This is a genomic window from Vibrio sp. 10N.222.52.C3 (assembly GCF_041474195.1).
Taxonomy (GTDB): domain Bacteria; phylum Pseudomonadota; class Gammaproteobacteria; order Enterobacterales; family Vibrionaceae; genus Vibrio; species Vibrio crassostreae_C.
On the sequence record NZ_JBFRTQ010000080.1, the window covers coordinates 1 to 18,517 of the forward strand.

The 18,517-nt window shown below is 45.6% G+C and carries 14 protein-coding genes; all 14 read right to left on the bottom strand.

Annotation, left to right across the window (positions count from 1 at the left end):
- Positions 1–146 precede the first annotated feature (146 nt).
- Positions 147–971, bottom strand: a complete 825-nt coding sequence (gene dapB / locus AB4517_RS12995) for a 4-hydroxy-tetrahydrodipicolinate reductase (protein ID WP_020628676.1) — start codon at positions 969–971, stop codon at positions 147–149.
- A gap of 92 nt (positions 972–1,063) precedes the next feature.
- Complete coding sequence (gene mutT, locus AB4517_RS13000) at positions 1,064–1,462, bottom strand: 8-oxo-dGTP diphosphatase MutT (protein WP_048618233.1); 399 nt, start codon at positions 1,460–1,462, stop codon at positions 1,064–1,066.
- 347 nt (positions 1,463–1,809) lie between these two features.
- Positions 1,810–4,536, bottom strand: a complete 2,727-nt coding sequence (secA, locus tag AB4517_RS13005) for a preprotein translocase subunit SecA (protein ID WP_017059292.1) — start codon at positions 4,534–4,536, stop codon at positions 1,810–1,812.
- A gap of 390 nt (positions 4,537–4,926) precedes the next feature.
- Complete coding sequence (gene lpxC, locus AB4517_RS13010; protein ID WP_010434751.1) at positions 4,927–5,844, bottom strand: UDP-3-O-acyl-N-acetylglucosamine deacetylase; 918 nt, start codon at positions 5,842–5,844, stop codon at positions 4,927–4,929.
- Between the two features lie 96 nt (positions 5,845–5,940).
- On the bottom strand, positions 5,941–7,170 hold the full coding sequence (gene ftsZ, locus AB4517_RS13015; protein WP_010434749.1) for a cell division protein FtsZ: 1,230 nt from the start codon (positions 7,168–7,170) through the stop codon (positions 5,941–5,943).
- Positions 7,171–7,201: 31 nt separating this feature from the next.
- On the bottom strand, positions 7,202–8,470 hold the full coding sequence (gene ftsA, locus AB4517_RS13020; protein ID WP_010434747.1) for a cell division protein FtsA: 1,269 nt from the start codon (positions 8,468–8,470) through the stop codon (positions 7,202–7,204).
- Positions 8,463–9,155: a cell division protein FtsQ/DivIB gene (locus AB4517_RS13025; protein ID WP_017059290.1), complete on the bottom strand. Its 693-nt coding sequence runs from the start codon at positions 9,153–9,155 to the stop codon at positions 8,463–8,465. Before AB4517_RS13025 ends, ftsA begins: the two co-directional genes overlap by 8 nt.
- A gap of 278 nt (positions 9,156–9,433) precedes the next feature.
- Complete coding sequence (gene murC, locus AB4517_RS13030; protein WP_017059288.1) at positions 9,434–10,894, bottom strand: UDP-N-acetylmuramate--L-alanine ligase; 1,461 nt, start codon at positions 10,892–10,894, stop codon at positions 9,434–9,436.
- A 13-nt stretch (positions 10,895–10,907) separates the two neighbouring features.
- Entirely contained in the window at positions 10,908–11,969 is a 1,062-nt protein-coding gene (gene murG, locus AB4517_RS13035; RefSeq protein WP_372083353.1) for an undecaprenyldiphospho-muramoylpentapeptide beta-N-acetylglucosaminyltransferase, read from the bottom strand.
- A gap of 12 nt (positions 11,970–11,981) precedes the next feature.
- Entirely contained in the window at positions 11,982–13,178 is a 1,197-nt protein-coding gene (ftsW, locus tag AB4517_RS13040; protein WP_017059286.1) for a cell division protein FtsW, read from the bottom strand.
- Positions 13,179–13,200: 22 nt separating this feature from the next.
- Entirely contained in the window at positions 13,201–14,517 is a 1,317-nt protein-coding gene (gene murD / locus AB4517_RS13045) for a UDP-N-acetylmuramoyl-L-alanine--D-glutamate ligase (RefSeq protein ID WP_372083352.1), read from the bottom strand.
- Positions 14,518–14,574: 57 nt separating this feature from the next.
- Positions 14,575–15,657 (bottom strand): phospho-N-acetylmuramoyl-pentapeptide-transferase, encoded by a 1,083-nt coding sequence (gene mraY, locus AB4517_RS13050; protein ID WP_017059284.1) that lies wholly within the window; start codon positions 15,655–15,657, stop codon positions 14,575–14,577.
- Positions 15,654–17,027, bottom strand: coding sequence for a UDP-N-acetylmuramoyl-tripeptide--D-alanyl-D-alanine ligase (murF, locus tag AB4517_RS13055; RefSeq protein ID WP_372083351.1), 1,374 nt, complete (start codon positions 17,025–17,027; stop codon positions 15,654–15,656). Before murF ends, mraY begins: the two co-directional genes overlap by 4 nt.
- A complete protein-coding gene (gene murE, locus AB4517_RS13060; RefSeq protein ID WP_372148455.1) occupies positions 17,027–18,511 on the bottom strand; it encodes a UDP-N-acetylmuramoyl-L-alanyl-D-glutamate--2,6-diaminopimelate ligase in 1,485 nt (494 codons plus the stop codon). The genes murF and murE overlap by 1 nt, the downstream gene beginning before the upstream one ends.
- Between the last annotated feature and the right edge of the window lie 6 nt (positions 18,512–18,517).

Consider the following 18,517-nt stretch of genomic DNA (forward strand, 5'->3'; position numbering starts at 1 on the left):
CATACTAAAGACCACATAAACAGCATAGAAATGGAGTCAAAAAGGCGATAAGAAGAAAGTAGAAGGAAGATCGGAGAAGTGAGATTACTAAGGAAAAGGCACCAAATAAAGAAAGCGCCGGCAATTGCCAGCGCATAAATATCTATTTATAGGTCATTCAAACCAAGCACATCCGTCATGGTATAAAAGCCTGCTGGTTTATCATTTAACCAAACCGCGGCCTTGATTGCGCCATTAGCAAAGGTCATTCGATCAGTGGCTTTATGGGTAATTTCCACTCGTTCACCGATATCAGCAAACATAGCGGTGTGTTCACCAATAATGTCACCGGCACGAATCGTCGCGAAACCAATCTCATCTTTAGTGCGCTCGCCAGTAATACCCTCGCGTGACCATACAGCTACATCGTTCAGCTCGTTGCCCATAGCACCCGCAATAGCTTCGCCCATACCAATCGCAGTACCTGACGGTGCATCGACTTTATGACGGTGATGAGCCTCAACGATCTCGACATCACAGTAATCGCCCATCACTTTAGCGGCCTTCTCTAGCAGCTTAAAGACCAGGTTCACACCAACGCTGTAGTTAGGTGCCATTACGATAGCCATCTCTTTTGAAGCAGCATCAATCACCTGCTTCTCTTCTTCAGAGAAGCCCGTTGTACCGATGATCAGTTTTTTACCGTGACGTTTACAAAGTTCAATATTCGCTAATGTGCTAACAGGGGCAGTAAAATCGACAATCACATCAAACTCTTCGATGGCTTTAGACAAATCATCGACTAAAGCAACATCAAAACGACCTTCACCGCATAACTCGCCGACATCTACGCCGACCAAAGATGACTCTGGACGCTCTGAACCAGCTCCAACACTTGCTTCTGAATTATGATGAGCGGCTTTCACCAAGTTGCGGCCCATGCGGCCCGCTGCTCCTGCAATTGCAATTCTTACCACTGCGAATATCTCCATTGTTTTGGTTACCGTTGCCACTTATCTCTTGCAGCAACGTTCAATCGATTAATCTCTTTAAACTAACAACAATCTCAAACTCAGGCTAGCAATTACGAAAACTCTTTTATTACTCGCTCTAAAATTGGCACATTTGCCTCTGGGAAGGCGTATTGATTCAATGATTCTAGGCTTACCCATTCACCTTGTTGACCTTCTTTGCCATAAGGCTGCTCTTCAAAATCAGTCACGAGAATGAAATCGAACTTAAGTGACTTATCCGTGTAATCAAATTCAAGGTGCTCAAACAGAGACTGCTCTGTCACCTTGATGCCAATCTCTTCATCAAGCTCGCGAGTCATCGCTTGCTCAATGGTTTCACCCTCTTCAACCTTGCCACCTGGAAATTCCCAGAAACCGCCTTTGTGTTTGTCGTCTGGACGTTTAGTGATAAATACCTGTGACTTATCTTGGTTGAAGATAATGCCCGCTACAATGTGGATTCTTTTCATATGATGGTGTTCCTTAATAAAACGTGAACTCACATAGTCCCTGAATACGTCATCCTCAAGAAGGAGGACCGACTGAGCTGGGGAGCTAAAACAACGTGAGCCTAACTAAACGAGATTCCCTACTACGCTCGTTCTCGCTATAGGGAATGGCGACTTCCTTGCGTAACAAAGTAAGCCATGAAATTTACATACAAAAAGAGCCGCCTAAGCGACTCTTTATATTCTATTTGTCAGTTTTATGAAGCTAAGTTGTAGTGTATGAGAGCAAGGCGGTGGCACGGAGCTTACGACTGTAAGTGAGTACCACCAACGCAGCTATCATGCGCTACAGCAACGATTCATTAAACTTACGCGATTTTACCGTGACACTGCTTGTACTTCTTACCGCTACCACATGGGCATGGCTCGTTACGGCCAACTTTACGCTCGTCACGCACTACCGTTTGTGGAGATGCCGCTTCAGCTTCATCGTCAGCTAGCTGGTTTTCAGCTGTTGCATGTTGCGCTTGTGCACGACGCGCCGCTTCTTCAGCTTGAGCTTGACGTTGAGCTTCCATCTTTTCAACTTCTTCTTGTTGCTGAACGCGCACTTTAGAAAGGATGGTAACAACGTCTGTTTTCAGTACATCTAGTAGGCCTTCAAACAGTTCAAACGACTCGCGCTTGTACTCTTGTTTCGGGTTCTTCTGAGCATAACCACGTAAGTGGATACCTTGACGAAGGTGATCCATCGCAGCCAAGTGCTCTTTCCAAAGGCCGTCTAGCGTTTGTAACATCACAGATTTCTCGAAGTTACGCAGTACTTGAGCACCAACCACTTCTTCTTTCTGTTTGTACGAATCAACCGCCATAGCAAGAATACGCTCACGCAATGCTTCTTCATAAAGCTTGTCGTCTTCGTCTAACCAACCTTGAATATCAAAGTCTAGATCGAAGTCATTCTTCAGACGATCTTGCAGACCCGCGATATCCCACATATCTTCAAGAGACTGAGGTGCGATGTATTCATCAATCACTGATGCCAATACATCTTCACGGTTGTGTTCGATCATCTCGCTGATATCGTCAGAGCTCATCAGTTCATCACGAAGCTCATAAACCACTTTACGTTGGTCATTGGCTACATCATCGTACTCAAGAAGCTGCTTACGAATATCGAAGTTACGACCTTCAACTTTACGTTGTGCTTTTTCAATTGAGCGAGAAAGCATCTTAGATTCGATCGCTTCGCCTTCATCCATACCACTTTGGATAAGACCAGCCATACGATCCGATGTGAAGATACGTAGCAGAGAATCTTCCATTGATAGGTAGAAACGAGAAGAACCCGCATCACCTTGACGACCAGAACGACCACGTAGCTGGTTGTCGATACGGCGAGATTCATGACGCTCAGTACCAATGATGTGCAGACCACCTGACTCAAGCACTTTATCGTGGATTACTCTCCAGTCAGCTTTGATCTTCTCGATCTGCTCTTTGGTTGGATTCTCTAGCTTCTCAACTTGTGCCTGCCAGCTACCACCTAATACGATATCGGTACCACGACCAGCCATGTTAGTTGCGATAGTTACCGCACTCGGCATACCAGCTTGTGCAACGATCTCTGCTTCCATTTCGTGGAATTTAGCATTTAGAACGCTGTGCTTAATTTTTGCTTTTTTCAGTGCGTTAGACAGTAGTTCAGACTTCTCGATAGAAACCGTACCAACCAATGATGGCTGACCAGCAGCTACACGGTCTTTGATGTCTTCAATGATCGCATTGAACTTGTCTTCTTCGGTACGATAAACCACATCTGGCATATCGTTACGGACCATAGGCTTGTTGGTTGGGATAACCACTGTTTCTAGGCCGTAGATAGACTGAAATTCGAAAGCTTCTGTATCGGCTGTACCTGTCATACCTGACAGTTTTTCGTATAGACGGAAGAAGTTCTGGAATGTAATCGATGCTAGCGTCTGGTTTTCATTCTGAATCTTCACACCTTCTTTAGCTTCAACAGCTTGGTGTAAACCTTCAGACCAACGACGACCTGGCATAGTACGACCAGTATGTTCATCAACGATAACCACTTCGCCTTCTTCAGTAACGATGTAGTCGACGTCTTTCTCAAACAGTACGTGTGCACGCAGCGCTGCATTAACATGGTGCAATAGGCTGATATTAGTTGGAGAGTAAAGCGTGTCACCCTCTTCCATCAGGCCGTTTTTGACCATTAGCTCTTCTACAAATTCTTGACCGTTTTCAGTCAGGTGAACCTGTTTCGATTTCTCGTCCATGGTGTAGTGACCTTCACCACGGTACTCTTCAGAATCTTCTTTATCTTGGCGCTCAAGGTTAGGGATCAACGTGTTAATACGCGTGTAAAGATCTGAACTATCTTCAGCTGGGCCAGAGATAATAAGTGGAGTACGAGCTTCATCGATTAAGATTGAGTCAACCTCATCGACAACAGCAAAGAAGCGCTCACGTTGAACACGATCTTCAGCACGGAAAGCCATGTTGTCACGTAGGTAATCGAAGCCAAACTCGTTGTTTGTTCCGTATAGGATATCCGCTTGGTACGCTTCTTTCTTCTCTGGTGGAGCCATGTTTGGCACGTTTACGCCAACAGTCATACCAAGGAATTCAAATAATGGGCGGTTTGTTTCCGCATCACGCTTCGCTAGGTAGTCGTTCACCGTTACTACGTGAACACCTTTGCTAGGTAGGGCGTTAAGATAAGCTGGTAGGGTTGCTGTAAGAGTCTTACCTTCACCAGTACGCATTTCTGCAATTTGGCCAGCATTTAGAACCATGCCACCAATCATTTGCACGTCAAAGTGACGCATGCCGTAAACACGCTTAGACGCTTCACGTACCGTAGCAAATGCTTCAGGTAGAAGTTGGTCTAGCGATTCACCTTTATCTAAGCGCTCACGAAATTCAACCGTTTTTGCTTTTAGTTCTTCGTCTGAAAGTGCTTCAAACGTTGGTTCGAAGTTATTAATTTCTTTTACAATTTTTCTAAGGCGGCGCAGTGTTCTGTCATTGCGACTGCCAATTACCTTTGTCAGCAGCTTAGTAATCATGTGCTTGGAATCTCTTAGTTCTCAGATCGTCCGCGATCTATTTTAAATGCCGTCAGTGTCTCTACTAGCTATGAACTAGTCTTCAGTTACTAACCAAGGATACTGAGATAAATCTAGTATCTTTGATATTGTACTTGAGAGTAGAGTTTTCAAGGCTTGAGTTAAAATTAATGCCCTTTAGTGTAAGTAATTTTCACACCAACAACCATTTATAACCCCATTTGTTTGATGTGCTTGGAACTTTTCTTTCTAATTGCTGATGGATTAGCCAGACTGCAGCTCATTGGGAGACAACTTTCGGATGTTGACGACACTGTATCTGGAAAATAGATACAAAAAAACCAGGTCAATGACCTGGTTTTCGAAATCTTATATTGCTGTAAACAACAATTACGCTAGAACCATTCCTGGTTCAGCAAATGCAACAGGAGAGCCTACTTCTTCTTCGAATGTTGCCCATTCCCAAGCTTCTGCGTCAGCAAGTACTGCACGTAGTAGTTGGTTGTTTAGGCCGTGACCTGATTTGTATGCACGAAACTCACCAATAATAGCGTGTCCACACATGTACAAGTCACCAATCGCATCTAGTACTTTATGAGTTACGAACTCATTGTCAAAACGTAGACCTTCTTCATTAAGAATTCGGTATTCGTCCAGTACGATAGCATTATCAAAGCTACCGCCAAGTACTAGATTTTGGGATTGTAGATACTCAATATCACGCATGAAACCGAAAGTACGAGCGCGAGAAATTTCTTTCACAAAACCTTGTGAAGAGAAATCAAACAACAAACGTTGCTCATCAGATTCAATAGCGGGATGGTTAAAGTCGATCTCAAAGTCCATGCGGAAGCCGTTAAATGGGACGAATTCTGCCCACTTATCGCCATCTTCAAAACGGATAGGCTTTTTGATTCGAATAAAACGCTTCGCTGCATTCAGTGTTTCTACACCTGCTTGCTGTAGCAAATATACAAATGGGCTTGCGCTACCATCCATAATTGGGATCTCTGGTGCATCAACCTCAACAATAATGTTGTCGATACCCATACCCGCTAAAGCTGCGTTAAGGTGTTCCACTGTAGAAATACGTACGCCTTCGTCGTTAACAAGAGCAGTACATAACATAGTGTCACGAACTGATGCTGGATCAGCTGGGAAATCTACAGGTGGATTTACATCAGTACGACGATAAACAATACCTGTATTTGCAGCTGCCGGGCGAAGAGTAAGTGTGACTTTACGACCAGAGTGGAGACCCACACCAGTTGTTTTCACAATTTCTTTCAGAGTACGTTGTCTGATCATCTGCTTGCCTCGTTATCAGTGCTACAAATCACGGTCAGTATTTACCGACCGCGAATTTTACCATTAATTCGACGATAGTCAAATTTTGGGTATTTGTTAATCAGCCTGACGTCGTAAGAATGCTGGAATATCTAAGTATCCACTCTCTTTCTCAGCTTTAGGTGCAGCACTCTGGCTAGCGCCTGTACCTGAAGAAACAGGTGACGTTGTTGGCTGTGGCTTAACTTGAGGTTTAACCTCAGTTTTCTCTTGCAATGGCTGTGCCATTTTCTCTTCCACTTTTGGTGCAGTTTGAGCCGCTACCTGTGGTTGAGGAGTTGGTGCAACCTTAGCTTTACCACCAGCAACTAATGTAATGTCTGGTTTTTTCTCTGTGCCGATACCTGTTGCTACAACAGTTACACGGATTTCATCCGTCATATCAGGGTCTAGAGAAGTACCAATCACAACTGTTGCGTTATCAGATGCGAATGCCTTAACTGTATTACCTACTGTTTCGAATTCATCTAGACGCATATCTAGGCCTGCTGTGATGTTCACAAGAACGCCACGTGCGCCAGCTAGGTCGATGTCTTCTAGTAGTGGGCTAGAAATTGCCGTTTCAGCAGCTTCTTCAGCACGGTCTTCACCTTTTGCGATACCGCTACCCATCATTGCATGACCCATCTCAGACATTACGGTGCGAACATCCGCGAAATCGACGTTAATCATACCAGGGCGAGTAATTAGCTCAGCGATACCTTGTACAGCGTTTTTAAGTACATCATTTGCACTTGCGAAAGCTTCTAGCAGAGTTACGCCGCGGCCAAGTACTTTAAGTAGCTTTTCATTTGGAATCGTAATTAATGAATCCACATGTTTAGAAAGCTCTTCAATACCTTGCTCAGCAAACGCTAAACGCTTTTTGCCTTCAAAGCTAAATGGCTTAGTTACAACAGCAACCGTCAGCACACCCAACTCTTTCGCAACTTCAGCAATAACTGGAGCAGCACCTGTACCAGTCCCACCGCCCATACCAGCTGCGATAAATACCATATCGGCGCCAGTTAGAACTTCTTTAATTCTTTCTCGATCTTCGAGAGCTGCATCACGGCCTACTTGTGGGTTTGCACCAGCGCCCAAACCTTTAGTGATATCACCACCAATTTGGATCACGCTGCTCACGCTTGTTTTACGAAGTGCTTGTGCATCAGTGTTAACACTGATGAATTCTACGCCTTCGATTGATTCACGTACCATGTGCTCAACAGCGTTACCGCCACCGCCACCAACTCCAACGACTTTAATTACTGCATCGTCAGACATTTCCATCATCGGTTCAAACATGTGTTATCTCCGTTTTTTCCTGCAACTCAGGTTAAAACTCTTTTTGTATCCAATTACGCAATTTGCCAAATAAACCAGACATAGAAGGTGCTGAACGCTTAGGTTCGCTGTAATCACCTTCATCACTGATCTGACAATCTCTTGCGTAATGAAGTAAACCAACCGCCGTAGAATGATACGGCTCTTTAACATAGTCAGTTAAGCCACTAACTTCTAACGGCTTACCAACTCGAACTTGATTGCGGAAAACACGTTCCGCACACTCTACCAATCCGTCAATTTGTGCCGCTCCACCAGTGAGAACGACGCCAGCTGCAAGGTGGTGTTTAATACCTTCATCTCGTAGCTGTAATTGAACCGTATCAATAGTTTGGTTAACGAGACCCATAAGTTCAGTGTAACGTGGTTCAATCACTTCCGACAAAGTTTGTCGTTGCAAACTTCTCGATGGGCGACCACCAACACTTGGGACGTTAACAGAGTCATCCTTGCTTACGAGTTCACTCAGAGCGCAACCATGGTTTACTTTTATCTCTTCAGCATCGCTCACTGGCGTGCCGAAAGCGAAGGCAATATCACTGGTTACTGCATTTCCTGCGTAGGAAAAGACTTCTGTGTGTCGAAGTGCGCCGCCAGTCCAAATGGAAATATCCATTGTACCCGCACCGATATCGACAACACATACTCCAAGCTCTCTCTCGTCTTCAGTAATTACCGCATTGCTTGAGGCAAGTCCTGAAAACACGATTTGTTCTACTGTGAGACCACATCGTTCAACAGCTTTAATAATGTTTCTCGCCATGTCGCTATGGCAAGAAATTAGGTGAACACTGACTTCCATTCGAACACCAGATAAGCCAAGTGGGTTCTTAATCCCTTCTTGATAATCAATGGTAAATTCTTGTGGGATCACGTGCAGAATTCTCTGCTCATCACCTATTTTAATTGATTTCGCGGTATGGATCGCTCGATCCATATCGTCTTGAGACACCTCTTCATCAGAGATAGTGCCCATGCCTTTTTCAATTCGGCTTGCGATATGTTTACCCGATAGCGAGATAAATACATTGCTGATTTGGCATTCCGCCATCAACTCTGCTTGATCAATAGCTCGCTGAACCGACTTAACTACCGACTCTAGGTCGTTTACACCACCTTTATCCATACCTCTGGATGGGCTTTGCCCTGAACCAATGATATTGATTTGACCATCAGGCAATATTTCACCAACTAGAGCTGATATGGTCGCAGTGCCTATATCAAGACCAACGATTATGTTGTCATCTGCGGTCTTAGTCATCTGTGCTCTCTTCTAACTCTTGCTCTGGAAACCAGCCTACAGCGGCTCCCGTATCATACCTGAGGTCGATGTAGCTCACTTGATTCGCTTTACTACCAAGTTCGTTGTAAAGCGAAATGAAGCGTTCAACACGCTCATCTAAAGAATCTTTACCTAGTTCTAAACGGATACCGTTATCTAGGATTATTTGCCAAGCGCGACGCTCATTGAGAACGAGAGAGGTAACGGTTAACCCTAGACTGTTAATCAAAGGGGTTATCTGTCGCCACTTTTCTATCACTTCTTGGCTGGTGCCGTCTGGGCCGTAAAGCTTAACTCTATCGCCCTTCAACAGGCCGATATCACCATTAAACACCTGACCATCGTCATTCAGCAGCATGTTACCGTTCCAGATTGCTGCCGCATGGTACTCAGTCAAAAATACTTTTATTGTGTCTGGCCACTGCTTACGAATGGAGACCACTGAAACCCAAGGTAACGCTTCTAAACTGTCTTGCAACACACCGATGTCTTGCGACATGAAGGTTCCAATGTGCTCTAGCTCGCTAAAGGCATGTTGAACATCACCAGCGGTTACGTAAGTTAAGTCGCCTTGAAGTACTATTTTGGAGAGAGGCAATCGCTGATCGTCCCACATCCAAGTTAGTGTGGTATAGAAAAGAAACCCAATGAATAGCAATACCATGACAAAAAAAGACCCGCCTAAGGCGTGTTTCTTGAGCGACGGTAAACTGAATAGGTGGCGGTTTTCGCTAAAAGTACTTTCTACCAAAGCCCGCATTCCCTGTCGTTGGTTCGCAATTCTATTCCCTATCTTCGTAATAGAGGTAAAAGCACTTACTTTAACCTATGAATTATACTGAGCAAAATCAAACTATCAAACGTTGATAATAAGATTTTTGGTCAATTTTAGGTCAATCGCAAGAAGTGAGCGATTGACCACAGTCTGTAGACAGTATTCTGTTACGCGTTCTGCATTTTATTAATGTCTAACTGTAACGATTCCAACTGCTTCGCTACTCGACCAACATCGCCTGCACCCTGCGTTAAAACAAGGTCACCGCCTTGAATTACGTTGGCTAAAGCCGATGGCAGTGCGTTGATATCGGCAACAAAGATTGGGTCTATCTTACCACGCCCACGAATAGTTCGACTTAATGAGCGTCCGTCAGCCCCTGCAATAGGTTTCTCACCTGCAGAATAAACATCTAACAGAATTAGGACATCAACCTGCTCAAGAACGTTCGCGAAATCATCATACAGATCGCGAGTACGGCTATAACGGTGCGGTTGGAAGATCATAACAAGACGTTTATCAGTCCAGCCACTACGAGCAGCTTGAATCGTCACATCAACTTCGGTTGGGTGATGACCGTAATCATCGACCAGCATTGCAACGCCTTTACCTGTTTCATACTCACCTAGGTGATCGAAACGGCGACCCGTGCCTTCCGTTCCCGCCATCGCTTTGAGAATCGCTTCATCGCTGATGTCATCTTCTGTTGCAACAGCAATCGCAGCCGATGCATTCAATGCGTTGTGGCGACCTGGAATGTTCAACGTGATATCTAAGTTAGCTTTACCTTCACGTACAACCGTAAACTTGCCTTGTTGACCTTCTTGTACGTAGTTTTCAATACGAATATCTGCGTCTTCAGAGAAGCCGTAAGTAATCACTTGGCGGCTCACCTGAGGGATAAGTTCACGTACAACAGGATCATCTACACACATCACAGCCTGGCCGTAGAACGGCAGGTTGTGTAGGAAATCGATAAATGTCTGCTTTAGCGTTTCGAAATCGCCGCCATAGGTATCCATATGATCCGCTTCAATGTTTGTCACGATACTAACCATAGGTTGCAGATGTAAAAATGAAGCATCACTTTCATCAGCTTCAGCGATAAGGATACGGCTTGAACCTAAACGTGCGTTTGTGCCTGCACTTTTAACCAAACCACCGTTTACGAAGGTTGGATCTAGGCCGGCTTCCGAGTAAATCTGTGTCACTAGCGCAGTCGTGGTTGTTTTACCGTGCGTACCTGCCACAGCAATACCGTGACGAAAACGCATCAGCTCAGCCAGCATTTCTGCACGACGAACGATCGGTGTGCGCGCTTCACGAGCTGCAATAATTTCTGGGTTTTCTTCGTTGATAGCGGTTGAAACAACCACCACACTTGCGTCGGCAACGTTACTCGCTTGGTGACCGATATAAACGGTCGCACCCTTGCTAACTAAACGATCAGTCACTGGGTTTTGAGCAATATCAGAACCCGTGATCTGGTAGCCTTCATTTAGCAAGACTTCAGCAATCCCGCTCATTCCGGCACCACCAATACCAATGAAGTGGATAGATTTAACACGGCGCATCTCTGGCACCATTGCACGGATTTGCGCTAAGTCTTGGGTATGTTCAATCGTCATCAATTCAATCTCATTATTTTGCTAAAGCTTTAATCGCTTCAGCGACGGTCACATCAGCATCAAGCTTGGCGGCTTGACGAGCTTTTGTTGCCATCATTTTTAATTCATTTCTATCAAGCTCAGCGATCGTGTTCGCTAGCTTATCAGCCGTCAATTGAGGCTGTTCAATCATTAACGCAGCGCCACATTCAACTAAGTGATCGGCGTTCAACGCTTGCTGTCTGTCTTTGTGCATAAACGGAACGAAGATAGAACCCACACCCGCCGCAGAGACTTCAGATACGGTTAATGCTCCTGAGCGACACACTAATAGATCTGCCCACTCATAAGCTTGCGCCACATCATCAATAAATTCAGTCACTTGAACATTACCAACAGAATGTGATTTGTATTGCTCAATAACTTGTTGTTGATTGTTCTTACCCGCTTGGTGCATCACAGTGAAGCCTTCACCAAGCTGCGCCATCGTTACTGGCAAGGTATCGTTTAGGATTTTTGCGCCCTGACTGCCGCCCATAACCAAGATGCGGATGTCACCATCACGCTCAGCCATGCGTTGCTCGGGTTCAGCTAAGGCAACCACATCTTCGCGTACTGGGTTACCCACCACTTCTGCAGTAGGAAACGCACCAGGGAAAGCTTGGAAAACCTTTTTAGCAATCTTAGACAGCCATTGGTTGGTTAAACCTGCCACTGCATTTTGTTCATGGAGAACCACTGGAATGCCAGACAACCATGCCGCGATACCACCCGGGCCACTCACGTAGCCACCCATACCAAGTACCACATCAGGCTGCCATGCTTTGATGTGTTGCCTTGCTTGAAGTATGGCATTAATAATCTGGAACGGCGCTTTAATTAACTTGCTAATGCCTTGACCACGCAGGCCTTTCACTTTGATGAAGTCGATTTCAATGCCATGCTTTGGCACTAAATCCGCTTCCATTCTGTCTGCTGTGCCTAACCAGCGAATTTCCCAACCTTGTTGCTGAAGCTTTTTCGCTACTGCTAACCCTGGGAAAACGTGACCGCCAGTACCACCAGCCATCACTAAAAGTTTTTTGTTTTGTTTCATCACGTTAGATTCTTATTCTACTAATTCGTTTTGACTATCAGCTTGTTCTTTTTGTTGCATTCGGCATTCGTGGTCAATGCGCAGCAGCATTGATACCGCCACAGACATAACAATTAAACTCGAACCACCATAACTGATTAGCGGTAGGGTTAGACCTTTGGTCGGAACGATGCCAGATGCAGCACCTACGTTAACAAGCGTCTGAAACGCAAACCAAATACCAATACCAAAAGCCAGATAGCCGCTGAACACTTGATCGTGTTCAAAGGCTTTTTTGCCAATAAAAATGGCTTTAAAAACCAAGCTAAAGATGAGTATCAAGACCAAGGTCACGCCAACAAAACCCAATTCTTCTGCCAACACAGCAAATACAAAATCGGTGTGCGCTTCGGGTAAGTATTCGAGTTTCTGAATTGAGTTACCGAGCCCTTGCCCCATCCAATCACCACGGCCAAACGCCATCAATGACTGAGTTAACTGGTAACCACTGCCGAACGGGTCGTTCCAAGGTTCCCAGAATGAGGTAACACGTCGAACACGATAAGGTTCTATAACAATCAAACCGACGACCGCGGCAATACCTGCCACCATCAAGGCGATAAACTGTGAAAGCTTGGCACCAGCAATGAATAGCATGCCGAACAGGGTCACTAGCATTACGACCACAGTACCTAAATCGGGCTGGCCTAGCAGCAGCACGGCAAAAGCGCCGAATACCATGATCGGTTTACCAAAACCACCGAAGAAGGTTTTTCTCACTTCATCTTGCTTCCGAACCAAGTAGCCCGCCATAAAGATAAACAGCGATAACTTGGCGACTTCAGCGGGTTGTAAGTTAAATAGCCCTAATGGGATCCAACGCGATGCGCCGTTAACCGACTTACCGACGGCTAATACCACAATCAGCAAGAAGAAGGACAAGCCCAGTAGATACATACTGTATTGAAACCAGCGTTGCATCGGGATTTGCAATATGACGCTAGAGACACCTAACGCCAATACAAGGAAGATGGCATGACGGAACATAAAGTGAAACGGCTGATCGGTTAAACGAGCACTGATGGGGAACGAAGCAGACGTCACCATCACCAAACCTGTCAGCATTAGCCCAAGAGCAATCCACACCAATTGACGATCGTAAAGCGCCTCGGGAGTAGCACGGTTTAGCCACTGCCAGATGGATTGATTAATCTCTTTGACTCTTTGCACTGAATGTTAGTCCTTCAACACGTTAAGCATACTCATGAGCAAGCTCAGTGAACGCATCACCTCTTGCCATGAAATTATTAAATTGATCGAAGCTTGCGCACGCCGGAGACAGCATCACCATATCTCCAGCCACCAGCTGTGGCGAGATAGATTCGATTATCTGCTGCATGGTATCGAACTTTTGTGCCGATGGGTGCAGAGGCATGAATTGCTCTGCATCTTCACCGAAACAGCACAGCTGAACACGCTCAAGTTGCGCCAATACGGGTTCAAACTCACTAAAGTCAGCACCTTTACCAACGCCGCCAACCAAAAGATATAACGTACCTTGATACTCCAACCCAGACAGGGCTGCCAATGTGCTGGCTACATTCGTTGCTTTGGAGTCATTAACCCATTTGATTTCGCGCTTGTCAGCCACGACTTGGCAACGATGCGTCAAACCGTTATAGGCCTTCAAAGCCTCAAGACTTTTGCTGTAGTCGATACCAACTTGCTTCAATAGTGCAAGTGAGACTAACGCATTCGCCACATTGTGACGTCCAACCAATGTTAAATCTTGGGTAGCAAGGACAGGTTTACCGTGATCGACTAGCCACTCAGTACTATCAATCATTGATACACCAAACTCTTGGTTATCTAGGCCAAAAGTCAACAATGGCATTGTCTGGTCAGGGTAAGTATCTTTGTCTTCACGATTAACAATCGCACACTGCGCGTTATTAAAAATTCTTAACTTGGCTTCACGATAATCAGCCATACCCTGATAGCGATCCATGTGATCTTCTGACAGGTTCAAAAAGGCTGCTGCTACAAGGTTTAGGTTCGATGTGGTTTCTAACTGGAAGCTTGAAAGCTCAAGCACATATAAATCTGCATCAAGCTCAAGAAGGTCTAAAGCCGGAATACCAATATTGCCACCGACACCAACGTTAAGGCCAGCCGCTTTAGCAAGTACGCCTGTCAAATCCGTCACGGTACTCTTGCCGTTTGAACCAGTAATCGCCACGACAGGTTTATTCACCGCCCAGCCAAACAACTCAATGTCACCGACAACAGGCGTACCTGCTTGAAGCACATCTTGAATTTCAGGGGTTGCTAAGGCGATACCTGGGTTAGCTACCACCAAATCAGCTTCCGCTAACCATTGGCTATTCCAGCTTCCAGAATGCAGCTCTACCGACTCAGGCAAAGATTCCTTTCCTGGTGGTAGCTCTCGCGTATCAATCACCTTCACATGAGTATGAGGCTGATATTTTACGAGATGTTTAACGACAGAGAGCCCGGTAATACCGAGCCCCACAACCACTACATTTTGAATATTTTGCCAACGTTCCATTTAAACAAGATGCTCTTAATAGTTTTAAAGAGCCCCTACTCAGAGGCTCACATAGGATTAACGAACTTTCAGTGTCGCTAGGCCAACCAGTACTAATACCATTGAGATTATCCAAAAACGCACGATAACACGCGGCTCTGGCCAACCTTTAAGTTCATAGTGGTGGTGAATCGGTGCCATGCGGAAAATACGCTGACCACGCAATTTGTAAGAGCCCACCTGCAGAATCACTGACAGAGTCTCCATTACAAACACACCACCCATGATCACTAGTACCAACTCTTGACGAACGAGTACCGCAATCACACCTAACGCACCACCCAGTGCTAGAGAGCCAACATCGCCCATGAATACTTGTGCTGGGTAAGTGTTAAACCATAGGAAGCCAAGGCCTGCACCAACGATAGCAGTACATACCACCACCAGTTCAGAGGTGTATGGGATGTATGGAATGTGTAGGTATGCTGCAAAGTTAACGTTACCTGTCGCCCAAGCGATAACAGCAAAACCCGCAGCAACCATAACCGTTGGCATAATCGCCAAGCCATCTAGGCCATCAGTTAGGTTTACCGCGTTACTGGTACCCACAATAACAAAGTAAGTTAGAACAATGTACAGTAAACCAAGTTGTGGCATCACATCTTTAAAGAAAGGCACCACTAATTGTGTCGCAGCAGTGTCTTGCCCATGAGCATACAGAGCAAACGCCACAACCAATGCAATAGCCGATTGCCAGAAGTACTTCCAACGCGCAATCAAGCCATCAGTGTTCTTACGAACGACTTTACGATAATCATCAACAAAACCAACTGCACCGTAACCGCCTAGCACGACAAGTACGGCCCAAACGTAAGGGTTTGATAAGTCAGCCCAAAGTAAGACCGTAATGATGATCGCAGCAAGGATCATCACACCACCCATGGTTGGTGTACCACGCTTACTGAAGTGAGACTCTGGGCCGTCATTACGAACAACTTGGCCAATTTGCAGCATTTGCAGACGCTCAATTAAACGAGGTCCCATCCACAGCGACAGACATAAAGCCGTCAAAATGCTCGCGATTGCACGAAACGATAAGTATTCGAACAAACGGAAAAAAGAAAAGTGTGGCTGTAGTAGCTCTGCAAGCCAAATTATCATGAAAAGTTCTCCTTTAAAGCAGCGGCTATTTTACTCATTCCTGCACTATTGGCGCCTTTTACCAACAAGGTATGTGGCGCGTTTTCTGGCAAGCTCAAGTGCTGCTCTATGTGCGCGATCATCGCTTCATGCGTTGCAAAGTGAGTGCCGTTACACACTTCACTAATCACCTTGGTATCATCACCGTAAGTGAGTACATGCTCAAAAGCGAATGGGGCAGCATATTCACCGACTTGACGGTGAAGTGCAAGGCTTTCATCGCCTAACTCAGCCATATTGCCTAAAATCAACCAACGCTGACCTTTGAAGCTCGACAACAATTTAGCTGCAGCCTTCATTGCCGGTACACTGGCGTTGTAACTGTCATCTATCAGCTTGATATTCTGACTTAATTGTTGAACCTCAACTCGGCCTTTAACTGAGATGAGATTCGCTAAACCGCTTTTAATTTCTGCAAGCGTGGCACCGAATTGAATGCTCAGTGCTGCTGCGGCTAATGCGTTGGCTACATTGTGCTGACCAATAATGCCAAGTTCGACATCGATAGCACCTTGCGGGGTCTGCATATCAAAGCAAGCTTCACCCTGCTCGTTGATGCGAATATTCGTCGAAAAGTAATCCGCCGTGTCATCACTTTCAGAAAAGGTCAGTACGTTTTTGTCTGCAAGCACATCTTTCCAGAAGTCACCACCATTGCTCTCTAGGTTAACAATAGCAGTATCACCAGCAGCAAGCCCCTGAAAAATTTCGCCTTTCGCTTGTTTAACACCATCAATTGAGCCAAAGCCCTCTAGATGCGCGGCAGCAACGTTATTCACTAAGGCCACCTGTGGTTTCACAAGCTGCGTGGTATAGGCAATTTCACCAATGTGGTTCGCGCCCAGTTCTATCACGGCATAGTCGTCATTGGGTTCACTGCGCAGCAAGGTTAGTGGTACTCCAATATCATTATTGAAGTTACCCGCTGTAAACAGCACTTTGCCACGTTGTTGTAGAATACTCGCGACCATCTCTTTGACGGTCGTTTTGCCACAGCTTCCTGTTATCGCCATGGTTGGCACGTTACATTGTTTGTGGATCCAAGCACTTAGCTGACCTAAAGCAAGTTTAGTGTCTTCAACAACAACTTGAGTAATATTTAGGTCAAGTTTTCGTTGAACTAATAACGCACTCGCATTGGCCTCAACAGCCTGACCACAAAAATCATGCGCATCAAAACGTTCACCTACGAGAGCAACAAACAGTGCACCTTCTTCAACGGTGCGAGTATCGGTAGAAACCGCATTGATCAAACTATTGCTCGATTTGCCAGCCTCTATCAGCTGACCACTGACCACGGAGCAGATCTGCTCGAGTGATACATCAATCATTATGAAATACCTAAAAGTTGTAGTGCTGACTCTCGATCCGAATAGTGGATCGTTTTGTCTTTTAATACTTGGTAATCCTCATGGCCTTTACCAGCCAGAAGAATAATGTCGTTATTACCCGCCTGCTCTAGAGCAAACTTAACCGCCTGAAAGCGATCGTGTTCAACAAAGGCGACTTCAGGCTCACTTAAACCTGCCAGCATGTCTTTAACAATCAATGCCGGGTCTTCACTGCGAGGGTTGTCATCTGAAATAATAATGTTATCGGCGAACTGCTCTGCGGTAACCGCCATCATAGGGCGCTTGCCTGTATCTCGATCACCACCGCAGCCAAAGATTGCCCATAGCTTTCCAGAGCAATGTACACGTAGTGCTGCCAATGCTTTCTCTAATGCGTCAGGTGTATGCGCGTAGTCGACAACCACTTTCGCTTTGTTTGGTACTTGGAACAATTCCATGCGACCAATAACAGGTTGCAATTGAGGTGCTGTGTCGATCAAGGTTTGCTTGTCGATGCCTAGTACAAGTAGGGTCGCGAAAGCAACCAATACATTTGATGCGTTGAACTGGCCAATTAAAGGAACAGACAGTTGTCCCTGCCCCCAGCTACCATCAAAAGCGAGTTTGATACCCGTCTCTGCATAAGCAACATCCGATGCCCATACTGACTGCTGGTAGCCCGATAACGGAAGCAATGACACAGCTACTGCATTGGACAGATCAGCCATCCAAGCTTTACCGACTTCATCATCAACATTAATCACAGCGTGCTTACACTTATGCTGAGTAAACAAGCTCTTCTTAGCCAGAGCGTACTCTTGCATCGTGCCGTGGTAATCCAAGTGGTCACGGCTCAAGTTAGTAAATACACCAGCCTCAAAATCCAATGCCTTAACTCGGCCTTGAACCAAACCATGAGACGAGATTTCCATCGCGGTATAAACAGCGTTTTCTTCAGCCAACTCACTCAGCGTACGTTGTATTTCAATCGCACTACCGGTCGTATTCGCCGCCGTTTTAAGGTTGTCTAGAAAACCGTTACCCGTGGTGCCCATTACCGCAGAGCGTTGGCCGACTAAATCTAGCCACTGAGCAATCAATTGGGTGATAGTGGTTTTGCCATTGGTGCCGGTAACACCAATCAGCTTAGTCGCCTGAGACGAGTAAACACGACCGGCCAGTTCAGAGAGAATTGAATTTAGATCAGATACATAAACCACCGGCACTGCATTTAACCATTCAACCAAGCCGTGCGTTTTGTCATCGCTTGCTTGTGCAATAACCGCCTTTGCACCTTGAGCAATGGCTTTATCGATAAAACGACGACCATCGACTGCGTGCCCTACAATGGCAACAAAAATATCACCGTCCTTGATGGCACGACTGTCGAGTTCCAATTGCTCAACCGCAATCGACGCTAACTCGGGAGCACTAAAATCCCCCCAAGGAGAAAGTAAAGATGACAGCGTGAGGCTATTACTCATATTGAA